We start from the raw sequence: 12,216 nt of genomic DNA on the forward strand, positions 1-12,216 counted from the left end.
GCCGCTGGCGGGGGGCGCGGAAGAACGACCGTCAGGGAGTGATGACGCGCCTGCGGGCAATCACCGGGCCGCCGTCTTGTGCCAGAATGCGGGCGATGGCGGTGGCGATCGGCTCGAACGCCACGCTCATCGTATGGCCATTGGCATGCAGGATGCGCCGCTTGTCAGCGACCCAGGCCACATGGCCCTTCCAGAACAACAGATCACCGCGTTGCAAGGGTGTGGAATCGCTCAGCGCCTGACCCAATGCCTTTTGCTGGTCACTGTCGCCGGGGCAGGGCAGGCCGCAGGCCAGCATCGCCGCCTGCACCAGCCCCGAACAATCCAGGCCCGCCGCCGAATTGCCGCCCCAAAGATACGGCGCGCCGACAAAGCCTTCGGCGACGCGGACCGGATCAGTCGGGCGGTCCTCCAGCCCATTCAGGTGTGCCAGTGGCACAAACCCCTGCGCGGTTTCGGCAAAGCTGCCCTGTGTGGCCGTGACCGCCAACCGTGCCCCAAAGGGCAGGGCGGCACTCTGGGGCGCCTGCACCTTTGGCGCGGAATACAGATGGCTGGACCGGGCGCTGACCCAATGGGTCGGCGTGATCGCCGGGCCGATGGCACCGGCGTCCAGCCAGCCGCAATAGCCATCCTTGGCCGCCTGCACAAAGGCCTGACCGTCGCGCAGGTCGATCACCGTGACCGCATCGCCCAAGAGCAATTGCCGGTCGCGCGCGCCGTGCGGATGCGCCAGCAGATCGGCCAGCGGTCGGGTGACAGTGGCGGGTTCGCCATCGGTAAACGTCGCCTCGACCCGCCCGCGCAAGCTGGACAGGGCGATGCGGCCGGAAAACGGGGTGCTGCGTCGGTCCATCACAGCGGAGCCCTCAAAGACCCAGCATTTCGGGCAGTGCATATAGCAGCGCCCGCGCGCCTTGACCCGCGCCACCCTTTGGCCGGGCGGGCAGATCGGCGGGGATATGGCCGTAGATGTCGAAATGCGCATAGCGTGGTGTGGCCACAAAGCGGCGCAGGAACAGCGCGGCGGTGATCGACCCGGCAAACCCACCCGACGGCGCATTGTCCAGATCGGCGATGCCGGGTTCGATCATCGGTTCATACGCGTCCCAGAACGGCAGACGCCAGACCGGATCAAACCCCGTCGCCGCCCCGGCGGCAATGGCGGTGGCCATGTCAGGATCATCGGTGAAATAGGGCGCAAGGTCCGGCCCCACCGCCACGCGGGCAGAACCGGTCAGCGTGGCCATCGAAATGATCGTGGCATCGGCATCTTCGCTGGCATAGGCGAGGGCATCCGCCAGGATCAACCGGCCCTCGGCATCGGTGTTGTTCACCTCCACCGTCAGCCCCTTGCGGCTGGTCAGGATGTCACGCGGGCGCATCGACGCGCCAGAGACGCTGTTTTCCACCGCAGGCACCAGCACCCGCAGCCGCAGCGGCAAGCCCAGCCGCATGATCATCAGCGCAAGGCCCATGACCGTGGCCGCGCCGCCCATGTCCTTTTTCATCAACAGCATCCCCGCCGATGGCTTCAGATCCAGCCCGCCGGTGTCAAAGCACACGCCCTTGCCCACCAGTGTGAGCGGCGGGCCCTCAGACCCCCAGCGCATGTCAAGCAGGCGCGGCGCACGGGGCGAGGCGCGGCCAACGGCATGGATCATCGGGAAATTCTGCGCCAGCAGATCATCGCCGACAATTGCGCTGGCCGTCGCGCCATGCGCTTCGGCCAAGGCGAAGAATGCCGCCTGCAACTGCTCTGGCCCCATGTCATTGGCCGGGGTGTTGATCAGGTCGCGGGTCAGAAATTCGCCTGCCGCCATGGCAAGCAGGGTTTCGCCATCCAGCCCATCGGGCAGTTTCAGCCGGGGCAGGGCAGGGGCGGGTTTGCCGGGGCGATAGCTGTCAAAGCGGTAGCTTGCCAGCAGCCAGCCCAGCACCGCCTCTTTCGCGGCGGCTTCGGTCAGCGCGCCCGACAGATGCCAGTCGCCCGGTGGCAGAGCGGCAACGGCCTTTGCCAGACCAAAGCGGCCACGGGCGCGGGCCTGCGCGGTGCCGGTGCCGATGACCGCGCCAGCCAGCCCATCGGTGCCGGGCAGCAGCTGCACCTCTCCCAACGCTGCCTTGAACCCTGCGGCGCCCAGCCATCCTGCCCAACCCGCGCCGGGCCCGGCCAGCCAGTCGGGCAGATCGTCGGGCGAGAACACATGCAGTGGCAGGGAGTCGGCTTCAGCGGGGGCAAACTCGGGAAGGGCGGTCATCGGACGGTTCCTTTTCGGGGTTGGCCAGAGCCTAGCCGTTCCGGTGCCACCTGCAACCCCTGCCGCACCGGGCCGCTTCAGATCAGCGACCGGTCCAGCAATGCCTTGTCCGGGGCGAGCGAGCGTTCGGCGATGCGGATCAGCCGCGCCCAGACCGCCGAAAAGGCGGTGGAATCGCCAGAGGCAAGGCAGGCGCGCAGATCGGTAGCCACCAGAGCCAGCGACACCATGCCCAGATTTTCCGACAGGTGCTGCAACCGGCGCAGATGGCGCGTCAGATCGGTCAGATCATGCGCCCGCACCTGACTGGCCAGACCCGCCATGGTCAGCGCCAACTGGCCCAAAGCGCGCGTCACCACCTCTTCCGCCGGTTCCGTGCCCAGATCGCGATAGATCGTTGCTATTGGCCCGGCATCCTGCCGCACCCGTTCTGACGGACGCAGCCGTAACACATTGTCAGCCTGCATGGCCCACACCTCTTGTTTCACACCCAAAGACAGAGTGCGCCCGTCATCCTGAAGAAAAGGTTGCAGTTGCAGAATAATCCCTCTCGAATTTTCTGCGATTGCTGCGTATTAGGTCTGTTGCCCATTTGCGGAGACCTGTCGGCTATGGATCTTGCCCGCCCCCTTCCCCATTATCTGATCCAGCGCTTTCATGGCTGGCGCGCGACCACCTATCAGGACAACAAGGCTTGGTTCCGCCGTCTGGCCGAAAGCGGGCAGCATCCGCGGGCGATGGTGATTTCCTGCTGTGACAGCCGGGTGCATGTCACCTCGATCTTCGGCGCCGATGAGGGCGAGTTCTTCATTCACCGCAATGTAGCCAATCTGGTGCCGCCGTTTTCGCCCGACGGCACCTATCACGGCACCTCGGCAGCGGTGGAATATGCGGTCACGTCGCTGGGCGTGGCGCATATCGTGGTTCTGGGCCATTCGAACTGTGGCGGGGTCAAGGGCTGCGATGACATGTGCATGGGCCATGCCCCGGCGCTGGAGGAAAAGACCTCGTTTGTCGGGCGCTGGATGGACATTCTGCGCCCCGGGTTCGAGCGGGTGAAGCATCTGCCCGATGACGAGCGCCCGCGCGCGCTGGAAAAAGAGGCGGTGCTGGTCAGTCTGGAAAACCTGATGACGTTCCCCTTTGTGCGCGAGGCGGTGGCGGCGGACCGGCTGACGCTGCACGGGCTGTGGAACGACACCGGCGAAGGCATGCTGGAACACTATGACCCGGCGCGCGGATTTGTGTCGGTCTGATCTTGTCATAGTTTAAACGTTTCCCATATCGGCGCGAACAGGGGGCAGTCGATGCAGGATATTCTTTCTCTGGCGGCAGACAATCTGCTGTCACCCATGATTCTGTGCTTTGCGCTGGGGCTGTTCGCGGCGTTGGCGCGGTCAGAGCTGACGGTGCCCGAGGCGGCGGCCAAGGCGTTGTCGATTTACCTCTTGTTCGCCATCGGCTTCAAAGGCGGGGTTGCGGTGGCCGACCACGGCGTCGATGCGCGGCTGATCGCGGCGCTGGCGGCCGGGGTGGTGCTGTCATTCGCGCTGCCGCTGGTGGCGTTTGGCCTGTTGCGCGGCATGACGCGGCTGTCAGTCACCGATGCGGCGGCGGTGGCGGCGCATTATGGCTCGATCTCGATTGTCACCTTTGTCACCGGGGCCTCTGTGCTGACGGCCCAGGGCATTGCATCGGAAGGCTATATGGTGGCGGTGGCCGCCGCGATGGAGGCGCCTGCCATCATCTCGGCGCTGTGGCTGGTCAGCCGGGCGGGCAACGGAGCAAAGCGGATGGATGCCGACCTGTGGCGCGAGATTCTGCTGAACGGGTCCATCGTGCTGCTGGTCGGGTCGTTTGTGATTGGCATGGTGACCGGGCAAGAGGGCATGGTGCGGATCGAAAGCTTTATCGTCTCGCCGTTTCAGGGGGTGCTGTGCCTGTTCCTGCTGGATATGGGGCTGGTCGCCGGGCGCGGTTTGCGGGCGTCAAAAGGGGTGCTGAGCCTTGGCGCAGTGGCCTTTGGCTTTGTGATGCCGGTGATCGGCGCGGGGGCAGGGCTGGCGGCGGGGTTGATCCTGGGCCTGTCCACCGGCGGTGTCGCGCTGATGATGGTGCTGGCAGCATCGGCCAGTTACATCGCGGTGCCCGCCGCGATGCGGGTGGCGCTGCCAGAGGCGAACCCGTCAGTTTACCTGACGCTGTCACTGGGCGTGACCTTTCCGTTTAACCTGACGCTTGGGATTCCGGCCTATGTTGCCATTGCCCAAGCCGTGACCGGAGGCTGAAACATGCAGACCCATGCCGCCAAACGTGTCGAGATCATCATCGAAGCCCCGATGCAAAGCCGCCTGACCGATGCGCTGACCCGTGCCGGGGTCACGGGATACACCGTGCTGCCGGTTCTGGGCGGATCGGGAAGATCGGGGGAATGGACTCGTGAGGGTCAGGTCGGGCGCGGCGGCATGGTGGCTGTGGTCTGCCTGATCCGGCCAGAGCGGCTGGAGCATCTGCTGGACGCCGCCTTTGCCGTGGTCGAGCGGCATATCGGGGTGGTGTCGGTCAGCGATTGCGAAGTGCTGCGGGCCGAGCGGTTCTGAGTTGAGCCCATGAAAAAGCCCGCCGGGTGGCGGGCTTTTAGGTAACATAGCTGGGACGATCAGCCCTTTTTCAGGCAGCGGCTGCCCAGCAATTCGGCGATCTGCACCGCGTTGAGCGCAGCCCCTTTGCGCAGGTTGTCGGACACGACCCAGATGTTCAGACCGTTTTCAATCGTTTCATCCTGCCGGATGCGGCTGATGTAGGTGGCATATTCGCCCACGCAGTCGATGGGCGTGATGTAGCCACCCGCCTCGCGCTTATCGACCACCAGCACGCCCGGCGCTTCGCGCAGGATGTCGGTGGCTTCTTCCCAGTCGAGGTAATCTTCAAACTCGATGTTGATCGCCTCGGAATGGCCGACAAACACCGGCACGCGGACGCAGGTGGCGGTGACCTTGATCTTGGGGTCGAGGATCTTCTTGGTCTCGACCACCATCTTCCACTCTTCTTTCGTGTCGCCGCTGTCGAGGAACACGTCGATATGCGGGATCACGTTGAAGGCGATCTGCTTGGGGTAGACCGACGGCTTCACTTCCTGACCCGGCACATAGATGCCCTTGGTCTGGTTCCACAGCTCGTCAATCGCCTCTTTGCCGGTGCCAGAGACGGACTGGTAGGTGGACACCACCACCCGCTTGATCCGGGCGCGGTCGTGCAACGGCTTCAGCGCCACCACCATCTGCGCGGTCGAGCAGTTGGGGTTGGCGATGATGTTCTTGTTCTTGTAATGCACCACCTGATCGGCGTTCACTTCGGGCACGATCAGCGGGATCTGGGGGTCGTAGCGGTAGAGCGACGAGTTGTCGATCACCACACAGCCCTGGCTTGCAGCCTTTGGCGCATAGATCTTGGTCGCGTCCGAGCCGATGGCAAACAGCGCGATATCCCAGCCGGTGAAGTCAAAGGTGTCGAGGTCCTTGGTCTTGAGAGTCTTGTCGCCAAAGGACACTTCGGTCCCCAGCGACTTGCGGCTGGCAAGTGCGGTGATCTCATCCACAGGAAACTCACGCTCGGCGAGGATATTGAGCATTTCCTTGCCCACATTCCCCGTCGCGCCTACGACAACGACTTTATAGCCCATCCGGCCCTCCATGCGTCAAACGACGGGGTTCCTTACCGCAAAGGGGGGGGAGTGGAAAGAGAAAGAGCGGGGCTCTGCCCCGCACCCCGGAGTATTTTCGCCAAGATGAACTCAGTCGGTGCGGTCTTTGGAGAAGGCGTAGACCAGGAGGCCTGCAGCGAGGAAAAGGGCGATGAAGCCGAAGATCGCGGCATAGGGGGCTGAGGCGGGATCTGCCAGGGTGCTGGCGTGGATACGGCCGGTGGCGAATTGCAACAGGCCGACCGGCGCGATGCCGAACAGGTTCAGCAGCGTCACGCCGCGCCCGGTCAGATGCGCGGGGATAAAGGCGCGGCCATGGGCGATGACCATGGGAAACGAGGCCCCGGCAAAGCCGAGGCCGGCCAGAAGGGCGATGGTGAGCGCGGGGCTTTGCGGCGACAGGCACAACCCGGTGAGGCAGGTCAGAGCAATAAGATTGCCACCCATGATCAGCCATTTACGGGTGCCAAGCACGCGTTCCAGCGGGCCATAGGCAAAGCTGCCCGCCACCATCGCCAGCCCCATGATCAGGCTGACCTGCCCGATCCGGGCCGCATCCGCGCCGAACACATCGCGGAACAGCGGCCCGACCCAGAGCCCACGGATCGAGGCGGCGGGCGCGTAGCACACCGCCATCATGATCAGCATCGGCCAGAGCGCGGGCATGCGCAACAGATCCAGCAGGCTGCCCTTTTGCCCGCCCGTCGTGCGGGGCGGATCGCGCAGCAGCGTCAGGATCGCCAGCGCCACCAGCGCGGTGATCGCGGCCAGCCCCCAGAGCGAACCGCGCCAGCCAAAACTCTCGACCGCCAGTGACAACGGCAGCGACGACCCGATGTTGCCCAGATTGCCGATGCCCACGGTCGCCCCGGCCAGCGTGCCGAAGACGGCAGGCGCATAGCTGCGCGCAAAGATGTAATACGATGCCATAAGCACCGAGGAACAGCCGACCCCAATCAGCACCATGGCCAGCTTGATTGCCCCCGGTCCGCCCGCCATGGCAAAGATCACCGCTCCGACCGCGCCGATGCCGACCAGCGCGGCCGTGGTCAGGCGCGGGCCGATCCGGTCCAGCGCCTCGCCCACCGGGATCTGCATTACGGCAAAGGCCAGAAACCAAAGGCCAGAGGCGGCCGCCAGATCGCTGGGGCTCGCCCCCAGATCGGTCTGCAGCACCGGGGTCAGCACCGCCAGAAAGGCGCGGTAGAACTGGCTGAGCACATAGGCCGCCAGCAGGGCTGCAATTCCGGCGCGCATCTCCGCTCATCCTCCCCCGTGGTGCGCGACCATTGCAGGCTCGCGAAGGCGGGTCAACCTGCGGAAATCAAAGGCCGGAGGCCAAGGAGCGCCCTTGCCGAAGCCCCGCGCGGCGGGCAGAGTGGGGGCACATCGGATCGGAGAATTGAGATGCGCTTTCTGGCTGTTCTGGCGGCGGGTCTGGCACTGGCGGTCGCGCCCGTGGCGCAGGCCAATGACGGCTTTGGCGGCCTAAGCGCGACGGGGCTGACCTTTGGCCAGACCGACGCCATCGCGATGGAGGAGGAAGACCTTTTCATCAGCCGCGATCAGGTGCGGGTCGACTATGTGTTCCGCAACCTGACGGATGCCGATGTGACCGGCGAGGTGATCTTTCCGCTGCCGCCGATTGCCCTCAGCACTCTGATGAACTCTGAATACAACCTGCCCGATGATCCCAGCCGGCCGGATCTGGTCAGTTTTCGCGCCGTGGTCGACGGGGCGGATGTGCCGGTCAGCATCGACCGGATCGCGGTGATCGAGCCGATGTGGGAAGAGGGCCGCCCGCTGTCAGAGCACTATGACACGCCGGGCGAGGATGTAACCGCGCGCTTGCTGCACTACGGCATGCCAGTGGTACCCGATGCCGAGGCGGTGCTGGCAGCGCTGGAGCAGATGGATGCCGCCACGCTGCGCGCCATGGCAGATGACGGTCTGCTGGAGGCGTTCAATGACGGGCCTGACCTGACCGGCAATGATGTGATGCCGCTGTGGTCGGTCATCCTGCGCTATCACTGGACCCAGACCTTTCCGGCGGGGCAGCCGCTGCGGGTCTCGCACAGCTATGACAACCGGCCACCGGGGGGCATCTTTGTCTGGCAGGACCCGCCAAGGGCCGAATGGCTGGCGGGCTTGCGCCAGCAGTATTGCATTGATGCCGCCACCTCGCGCGGGCTGGCGAAACAGCTGGCCGGGTCAGAGGCGGACGGGATGGTGAGCGGCGTGGCCTGGCACATCGCCTATGTGCTGCGCACCGCCAATTCCTGGGCCGGCCCGATCGGGCGGTTTCGGCTGACGGTGGACAAGGGCGATGAGGATCATACCCTGTCGCTCTGCGCCGAAGGAGTGAAAAAGACCGGGCCCACCACCTTTGTGGTGGAAAAGCGCGATTTCACCCCGGAGGCAGATCTGGAGATCCTGATCGTCGCCCCGATCAACGACTAAGCGGGCAGCGCCACTAGCGGCTTTTCCCGGATCGGCAGGTGGACGATGGCCGAAAACGCGCCCACCCCCACGCCGATCCACCAGACCAGCGTGTAGTCTCCGGTGATGTCATACATCTTGCCGCCCAGCCAGACGCCCAGAAACCCGCCGATCTGATGCGACAGAAACACCATGCCATAGAGCGTGCCCATGTAGCGCAACCCGTAGATATGCGCCACCAGACCCGAGGTCAGCGGCACCGTCGCCAGCCACAAAGACCCCATCACGGCGGAAAAGATCAGCACCGACTCGGGCGTGACCGGCAGCAGGATAAAGGCGGCAGCGGCGATCGTGCGGGCGACATAGATGCCGGTCAGCAGGTATTTCTTGGTATAGCGCTTGCCCAGCCACCCCGCCGTCAGCGTGCCCGCGATATTGGCCAGCCCGATCACCGAAATCGCCACCGCCCCCAGCGCCGAGGTGGTGTTGATCCCCATTCCCGCCAGCATGCCGCCGGGGTCAATCGGGCCGCAAAGCTCGGTCACAAAGGCCGGGAAATGCGCGGTGATAAAGGCCAGCTGATAGCCGCAGCTGAAAAAACCAAGGAAGATCAGGCTGAAGGACGGATCCTTGAACGCGCGGACCAACACCGTGCCCATGCTTTCCTCCAGCTCCGCCCGCGTTGCCACATGCGGCGAGCGGATGAAGGGCAGGGCGAACAGGCTGCACAGGATAATCGCGGCAAAGATCACGAACACCTCTTGCCACGCATAGGATTGCAGCAGGAACTCAGCCAGAGGCGCGCCGAACACCTGCCCCATAGAGCCTGCGGCGGTGGCAATCCCCAGCGTCATCGAGCGGTGTTCGGGGGCGGCCGCGCGGCCCACCACCGCCAGCACCACGCCAAAGCCGGTGCCGGCAATGCCAAAGCCGACGAGGATTTCCAGCAACTGGTGCTGCCCCGGCGTCACGGCATAGGATGACAGCACCAGCCCGGCGGCATAGGTCAGCGCGCCCGCAATGATCGCCTTGCGGTCGCCAAACCGCTCGGCCATCGCGCCGAACAATGGCTGGCCGATCCCCCATGCCAGGTTCTGAATCGCAATCGCCAGAGAAAATTCTGACCGTGCCCAGCCGAATTCTTCGGCAATCGGGATCTGGAACACGCCAAAACTGGCGCGGATGGCAAAGCCGAGCATCAGGATCACGCAGCCTGCAATCACAACCGGGGTCAGGATCGGGGCTATCGCGGGGGCCTTGGCGCTGGTTGTCATGGGGCACACTCCTGTTCGGGGGCGGACGATGTGCCTGTGACCTCCCGGCGTCAAATGCTGTTTTGTGATCCGCACAATCAAGCGGCGTGACAAGGCAGTGCGGTGGCTGCCAAGGCGACAGAGGGTAATGATGCTTTCAGGAGGCGGGGCTGATCATGTCGCGCAGGCTGGCTTCCAGCGTGATCCGCTGTGTCCACCCGGTCGCCGCGGTCAGCCGCCGGGCGTCGCCGATGCTTCGGTTGACGCCAGCGGTGCCATGCGTTGCATCCTCGCGCAATACCGGGGCCCAACCCCCGATGCGGCACAGGGCCTGTGCCATCTCTTTCAGGCTGACGCCAATGCCTGAGGCGATGTTGAGCAGGCCGCGCGGGCCCTTTGGCTGTGACAGCGCAGCAAGCGCTGTTGCCACGTCGCGCACATCAATCCAGTCGCGCACCGTTTCTGCGTTGGACAGTGCAAGCGGGGCAGGGTTTGCGCGCAGACGGTCGATAAAGACCTGAGGCACCAGCCGCCCGGGTTGCCCGGGGCCGATCACGTTGAACGGCACCGCAACCGCCAGATCAAGATCAAGACGTTCGCTCTCGGTCAGGGCATGCAGGGTCGCTGCCGCTTTGCTTACCCCGTAAGCTGCCACGGGGCGCATCGGGTGGGCCTCGTCAATCGCTGCCAGACCGGGTGGCATCGGGGCCCAGATCGCCGCCGATGATACGATGACCAGCCGCACCGGTTGACGCATCCGCGACACCGCCGCAATCAGCCGGGCCGTGGCCGTCAGGTTGGCGGCAAACAAAGCCTCCCGCCCGGCATCGGTATCCGGGGCCGCAGTGCGCCCGGCGCAGTGAATGATCGCATCCGGTTGCAGACCGGCCAGAAGCTCATCGAGCGGGTCGGTGACCAGATCAGCGCCGGCCCATTCAAAGCCATTTTCCTGCTGCACAGGGGACAGGCGTCGCACCAGCCCGATGGGCACAGCACCTGACTGCACCAGAGCTGCCAACACGTGGCCACCGATAAAACCCCCCGCTCCGGTCACCAGAACCCTTTGGCCCGCTATCCCTTGCACCCGATGCCCCCTTTGATTTTCGTTCAGACTGTGCTGGCAAGTCCTGTGGAATTTCCACCCTTAAACCAACGGGGGCGTCATAAATATCCGGGCGGCCGGGGGCTAGCGGGTCGCGTCGGAGTGCGTTTCACGGCCCCTCTGCCGCTGTACGCCTTTGATCACACGCAGAACTCCGTCGCGCAACGCGAGGACGGAATGTCGCACCGGGCGCGGCTGTGACCCAAGCTGGGGCGCTGCCCGCCGCAGATACGCAATCTGCTCAAACGTGGTCGCGGCTGACACAGTGCGCAAGATGTCGCGCAACATGCCGATGTCTGCCCGGATACCGGCGCGCCACCCGCTTTTCTGCGCCTTGGACGGGCTGGCAACGCCCGCCCAACGGACAATCGCGACCGACAGGCCAGCGGCCCGAATATGGGTGTTCAGAAACACCTCCAGACCAAAGCGCGGCAAAGTGCTGATGTCTCGCAGCAGCGGCGTGATCAGCCACATCGGCAACACCCGCTCGCCGGTGATATAATCCACACCCAGCCAGTGCCACAGAAACGGGGCATTGCCGCGCAGCGACAGCGACACATCGGCTCCGCCTGCCACCACCGGGGCGATCAGGCGCGACAGGTCTGCAGCGGTCAGGCCGGTCAGATCGGCATCCAGCAGCAGCACATGGCTGGTCCTGACCCGCGACAAGGCTTCGGCCAGAGCGGCTGACTTGCCGCGATTGGGCATCAGGCGCAAAACCTCGACACCTGCTGCCCCGGCAATCGCTGCCGTATCGTCTTGCGAACCGTCATCCACCACGATCACCCGACCGATCATCGGATGATCCTGAACTGCGGCCAGAACTCCGGCAATACGGGCAGCCTCGTTATGGGCGGGGATCAGGCAGGTAACGGCACGGGTCATTTTTCACTCCGCTGGCGGGATTTCAGATGGTAGACGGCAAACACGGCAACAAAGAAGAAAACCATCAGCGTGCCGCCTAGCAGCCAGTTGCCGATCCGGTCCGAAATCGCGCCGAACCACCAGCCAAGCGCCAGACAGATCATCACTTTGGGGACGGTCGCCAAAAGGTTCAGCGCCAGAAACCGCACGAATGGCATCCGCGCCATGCCTGCGGCCAGCAAGACCGCGAACCCCGCCGAATGGGTCAGCTTGCCGATCACCAGAATGCGCGCATCATTCTTGCGAAACGCACGGATGACCTGCGCCAGCCGCCGCCGGGTCACACCAAAGCGTGCCAGCCAGGGCAGCGCCATTCCGGCGCGCCCCTTTCGGCCCAGCACATAAAGCAGGATGTCACCCGCCAGATCGGCCACCACCAGCACGCCAAACACCAGTTGAAGCGACACCAGCCCCGCTTTGGCCAGATAGCCAGAGATCACGGAAACGACCGGGCCCTCCAGAACGGCGAGGGGAGCGATGATCAGCATTCCATAATCGCGGATCAACGCGCCGACTTCGGCCTCTGTCATGGGG

Annotated in this window: 13 protein-coding genes; 4 read left to right on the forward strand and 9 right to left on the reverse strand. The window is 64.7% G+C overall.

All coding sequences use genetic code 11. The features are described from left to right. Positions 1 to 31: 31 nt before the first annotated feature. From J2X53_RS07050 to J2X53_RS07060, 3 genes are all read right to left on the reverse strand, one after another. Entirely contained in the window at positions 32 to 856 is an 825-nt protein-coding gene (locus J2X53_RS07050) for an NlpC/P60 family protein (protein WP_349036768.1), read from the reverse strand. 13 nt (positions 857 to 869) lie between these two features. Further along, positions 870 to 2,261, reverse strand: a complete 1,392-nt coding sequence (locus tag J2X53_RS07055; RefSeq protein ID WP_349036769.1) for a leucyl aminopeptidase family protein — start codon at positions 2,259 to 2,261, stop codon at positions 870 to 872. Between the two features lie 77 nt (positions 2,262 to 2,338). Continuing rightward, positions 2,339 to 2,728 carry a hypothetical protein gene (locus tag J2X53_RS07060; RefSeq protein WP_349036770.1) on the reverse strand — a complete coding sequence of 130 codons (390 nt, stop codon included), beginning with the start codon at positions 2,726 to 2,728 and terminating at the stop codon, positions 2,339 to 2,341. Positions 2,729 to 2,872: 144 nt separating this feature from the next. Here J2X53_RS07060 and J2X53_RS07065 point away from each other — a divergent pair, with 144 nt between their 5' ends. The 3 genes from J2X53_RS07065 to J2X53_RS07075 are packed head-to-tail and all read left to right on the forward strand — an operon-like array spanning position 2,873 to position 4,861. Further along, positions 2,873 to 3,517 carry a carbonic anhydrase gene (locus J2X53_RS07065; RefSeq protein ID WP_349036771.1) on the forward strand — a complete coding sequence of 215 codons (645 nt, stop codon included), beginning with the start codon at positions 2,873 to 2,875 and terminating at the stop codon, positions 3,515 to 3,517. A 51-nt stretch (positions 3,518 to 3,568) separates the two neighbouring features. Beyond that, the gene (locus tag J2X53_RS07070; RefSeq protein ID WP_349036772.1) at positions 3,569 to 4,549 is read left to right on the forward strand and encodes a sodium-dependent bicarbonate transport family permease; all 981 of its coding nucleotides are present in this window, start codon (positions 3,569 to 3,571) and stop codon (positions 4,547 to 4,549) included. A gap of 3 nt (positions 4,550 to 4,552) precedes the next feature. After that, positions 4,553 to 4,861 carry a transcriptional regulator gene (locus J2X53_RS07075; protein ID WP_304876304.1) on the forward strand — a complete coding sequence of 103 codons (309 nt, stop codon included), beginning with the start codon at positions 4,553 to 4,555 and terminating at the stop codon, positions 4,859 to 4,861. Positions 4,862 to 4,920: 59 nt separating this feature from the next. Here the strand turns inward: J2X53_RS07075 and J2X53_RS07080 are convergent, their stop codons facing one another. Both J2X53_RS07080 and J2X53_RS07085 read right to left on the reverse strand, forming a co-directional pair. Continuing rightward, positions 4,921 to 5,943: an aspartate-semialdehyde dehydrogenase gene (locus J2X53_RS07080; protein ID WP_349036773.1), complete on the reverse strand. Its 1,023-nt coding sequence runs from the start codon at positions 5,941 to 5,943 to the stop codon at positions 4,921 to 4,923. A 111-nt stretch (positions 5,944 to 6,054) separates the two neighbouring features. Then, complete coding sequence (locus J2X53_RS07085) at positions 6,055 to 7,221, reverse strand: MFS transporter (RefSeq protein ID WP_349036774.1); 1,167 nt, start codon at positions 7,219 to 7,221, stop codon at positions 6,055 to 6,057. A 150-nt stretch (positions 7,222 to 7,371) separates the two neighbouring features. Here J2X53_RS07085 and J2X53_RS07090 point away from each other — a divergent pair, with 150 nt between their 5' ends. Then, complete coding sequence (locus J2X53_RS07090) at positions 7,372 to 8,424, forward strand: DUF4424 family protein (RefSeq protein ID WP_349036775.1); 1,053 nt, start codon at positions 7,372 to 7,374, stop codon at positions 8,422 to 8,424. Here J2X53_RS07090 and J2X53_RS07095 read toward each other — a convergent pair. The 4 genes from J2X53_RS07095 to J2X53_RS07110 form a co-directional block, all read right to left on the reverse strand. Beyond that, the gene (locus J2X53_RS07095) at positions 8,421 to 9,677 is read right to left on the reverse strand and encodes an MFS transporter (protein ID WP_349036776.1); all 1,257 of its coding nucleotides are present in this window, start codon (positions 9,675 to 9,677) and stop codon (positions 8,421 to 8,423) included. The genes J2X53_RS07090 and J2X53_RS07095 overlap by 4 nt on opposite strands. Before the next feature lie 136 nt (positions 9,678 to 9,813). Next, entirely contained in the window at positions 9,814 to 10,710 is an 897-nt protein-coding gene (locus J2X53_RS07100) for an NAD(P)-dependent oxidoreductase (protein ID WP_349036777.1), read from the reverse strand. Positions 10,711 to 10,842: 132 nt separating this feature from the next. Further along, on the reverse strand, positions 10,843 to 11,643 hold the full coding sequence (locus tag J2X53_RS07105) for a glycosyltransferase family 2 protein (RefSeq protein WP_349036778.1): 801 nt from the start codon (positions 11,641 to 11,643) through the stop codon (positions 10,843 to 10,845). Continuing rightward, the gene (locus J2X53_RS07110; RefSeq protein ID WP_349036779.1) at positions 11,640 to 12,212 is read right to left on the reverse strand and encodes a VTT domain-containing protein; all 573 of its coding nucleotides are present in this window, start codon (positions 12,210 to 12,212) and stop codon (positions 11,640 to 11,642) included. Before J2X53_RS07110 ends, J2X53_RS07105 begins: the two co-directional genes overlap by 4 nt. Positions 12,213 to 12,216 lie beyond the last annotated feature (4 nt).

It is taken from the genome of Pseudotabrizicola sp. 4114, from assembly GCF_031457365.1.
Classification (GTDB): domain Bacteria; phylum Pseudomonadota; class Alphaproteobacteria; order Rhodobacterales; family Rhodobacteraceae; genus Pseudotabrizicola.

Coding starts and splice junctions, on each gene's coding strand:
- J2X53_RS07050 (WP_349036768.1), bottom strand. CDS start 856: ATGGACCGACGCAGCACCCCGTTTTCCGGCCGCATCGCCCTGTCCAGC.
- J2X53_RS07055 (WP_349036769.1), bottom strand. CDS start 2,261: ATGACCGCCCTTCCCGAGTTTGCCCCCGCTGAAGCCGACTCCCTGCCA.
- J2X53_RS07060 (WP_349036770.1), bottom strand. CDS start 2,728: ATGCAGGCTGACAATGTGTTACGGCTGCGTCCGTCAGAACGGGTGCGG.
- J2X53_RS07065 (WP_349036771.1), top strand. CDS start 2,873: ATGGATCTTGCCCGCCCCCTTCCCCATTATCTGATCCAGCGCTTTCAT.
- J2X53_RS07070 (WP_349036772.1), top strand. CDS start 3,569: ATGCAGGATATTCTTTCTCTGGCGGCAGACAATCTGCTGTCACCCATG.
- J2X53_RS07075 (WP_304876304.1), top strand. CDS start 4,553: ATGCAGACCCATGCCGCCAAACGTGTCGAGATCATCATCGAAGCCCCG.
- J2X53_RS07080 (WP_349036773.1), bottom strand. CDS start 5,943: ATGGGCTATAAAGTCGTTGTCGTAGGCGCGACGGGGAATGTGGGCAAG.
- J2X53_RS07085 (WP_349036774.1), bottom strand. CDS start 7,221: ATGCGCGCCGGAATTGCAGCCCTGCTGGCGGCCTATGTGCTCAGCCAG.
- J2X53_RS07090 (WP_349036775.1), top strand. CDS start 7,372: ATGCGCTTTCTGGCTGTTCTGGCGGCGGGTCTGGCACTGGCGGTCGCG.
- J2X53_RS07095 (WP_349036776.1), bottom strand. CDS start 9,677: ATGACAACCAGCGCCAAGGCCCCCGCGATAGCCCCGATCCTGACCCCG.
- J2X53_RS07105 (WP_349036778.1), bottom strand. CDS start 11,643: ATGACCCGTGCCGTTACCTGCCTGATCCCCGCCCATAACGAGGCTGCC.
- J2X53_RS07110 (WP_349036779.1), bottom strand. CDS start 12,212: ATGACAGAGGCCGAAGTCGGCGCGTTGATCCGCGATTATGGAATGCTG.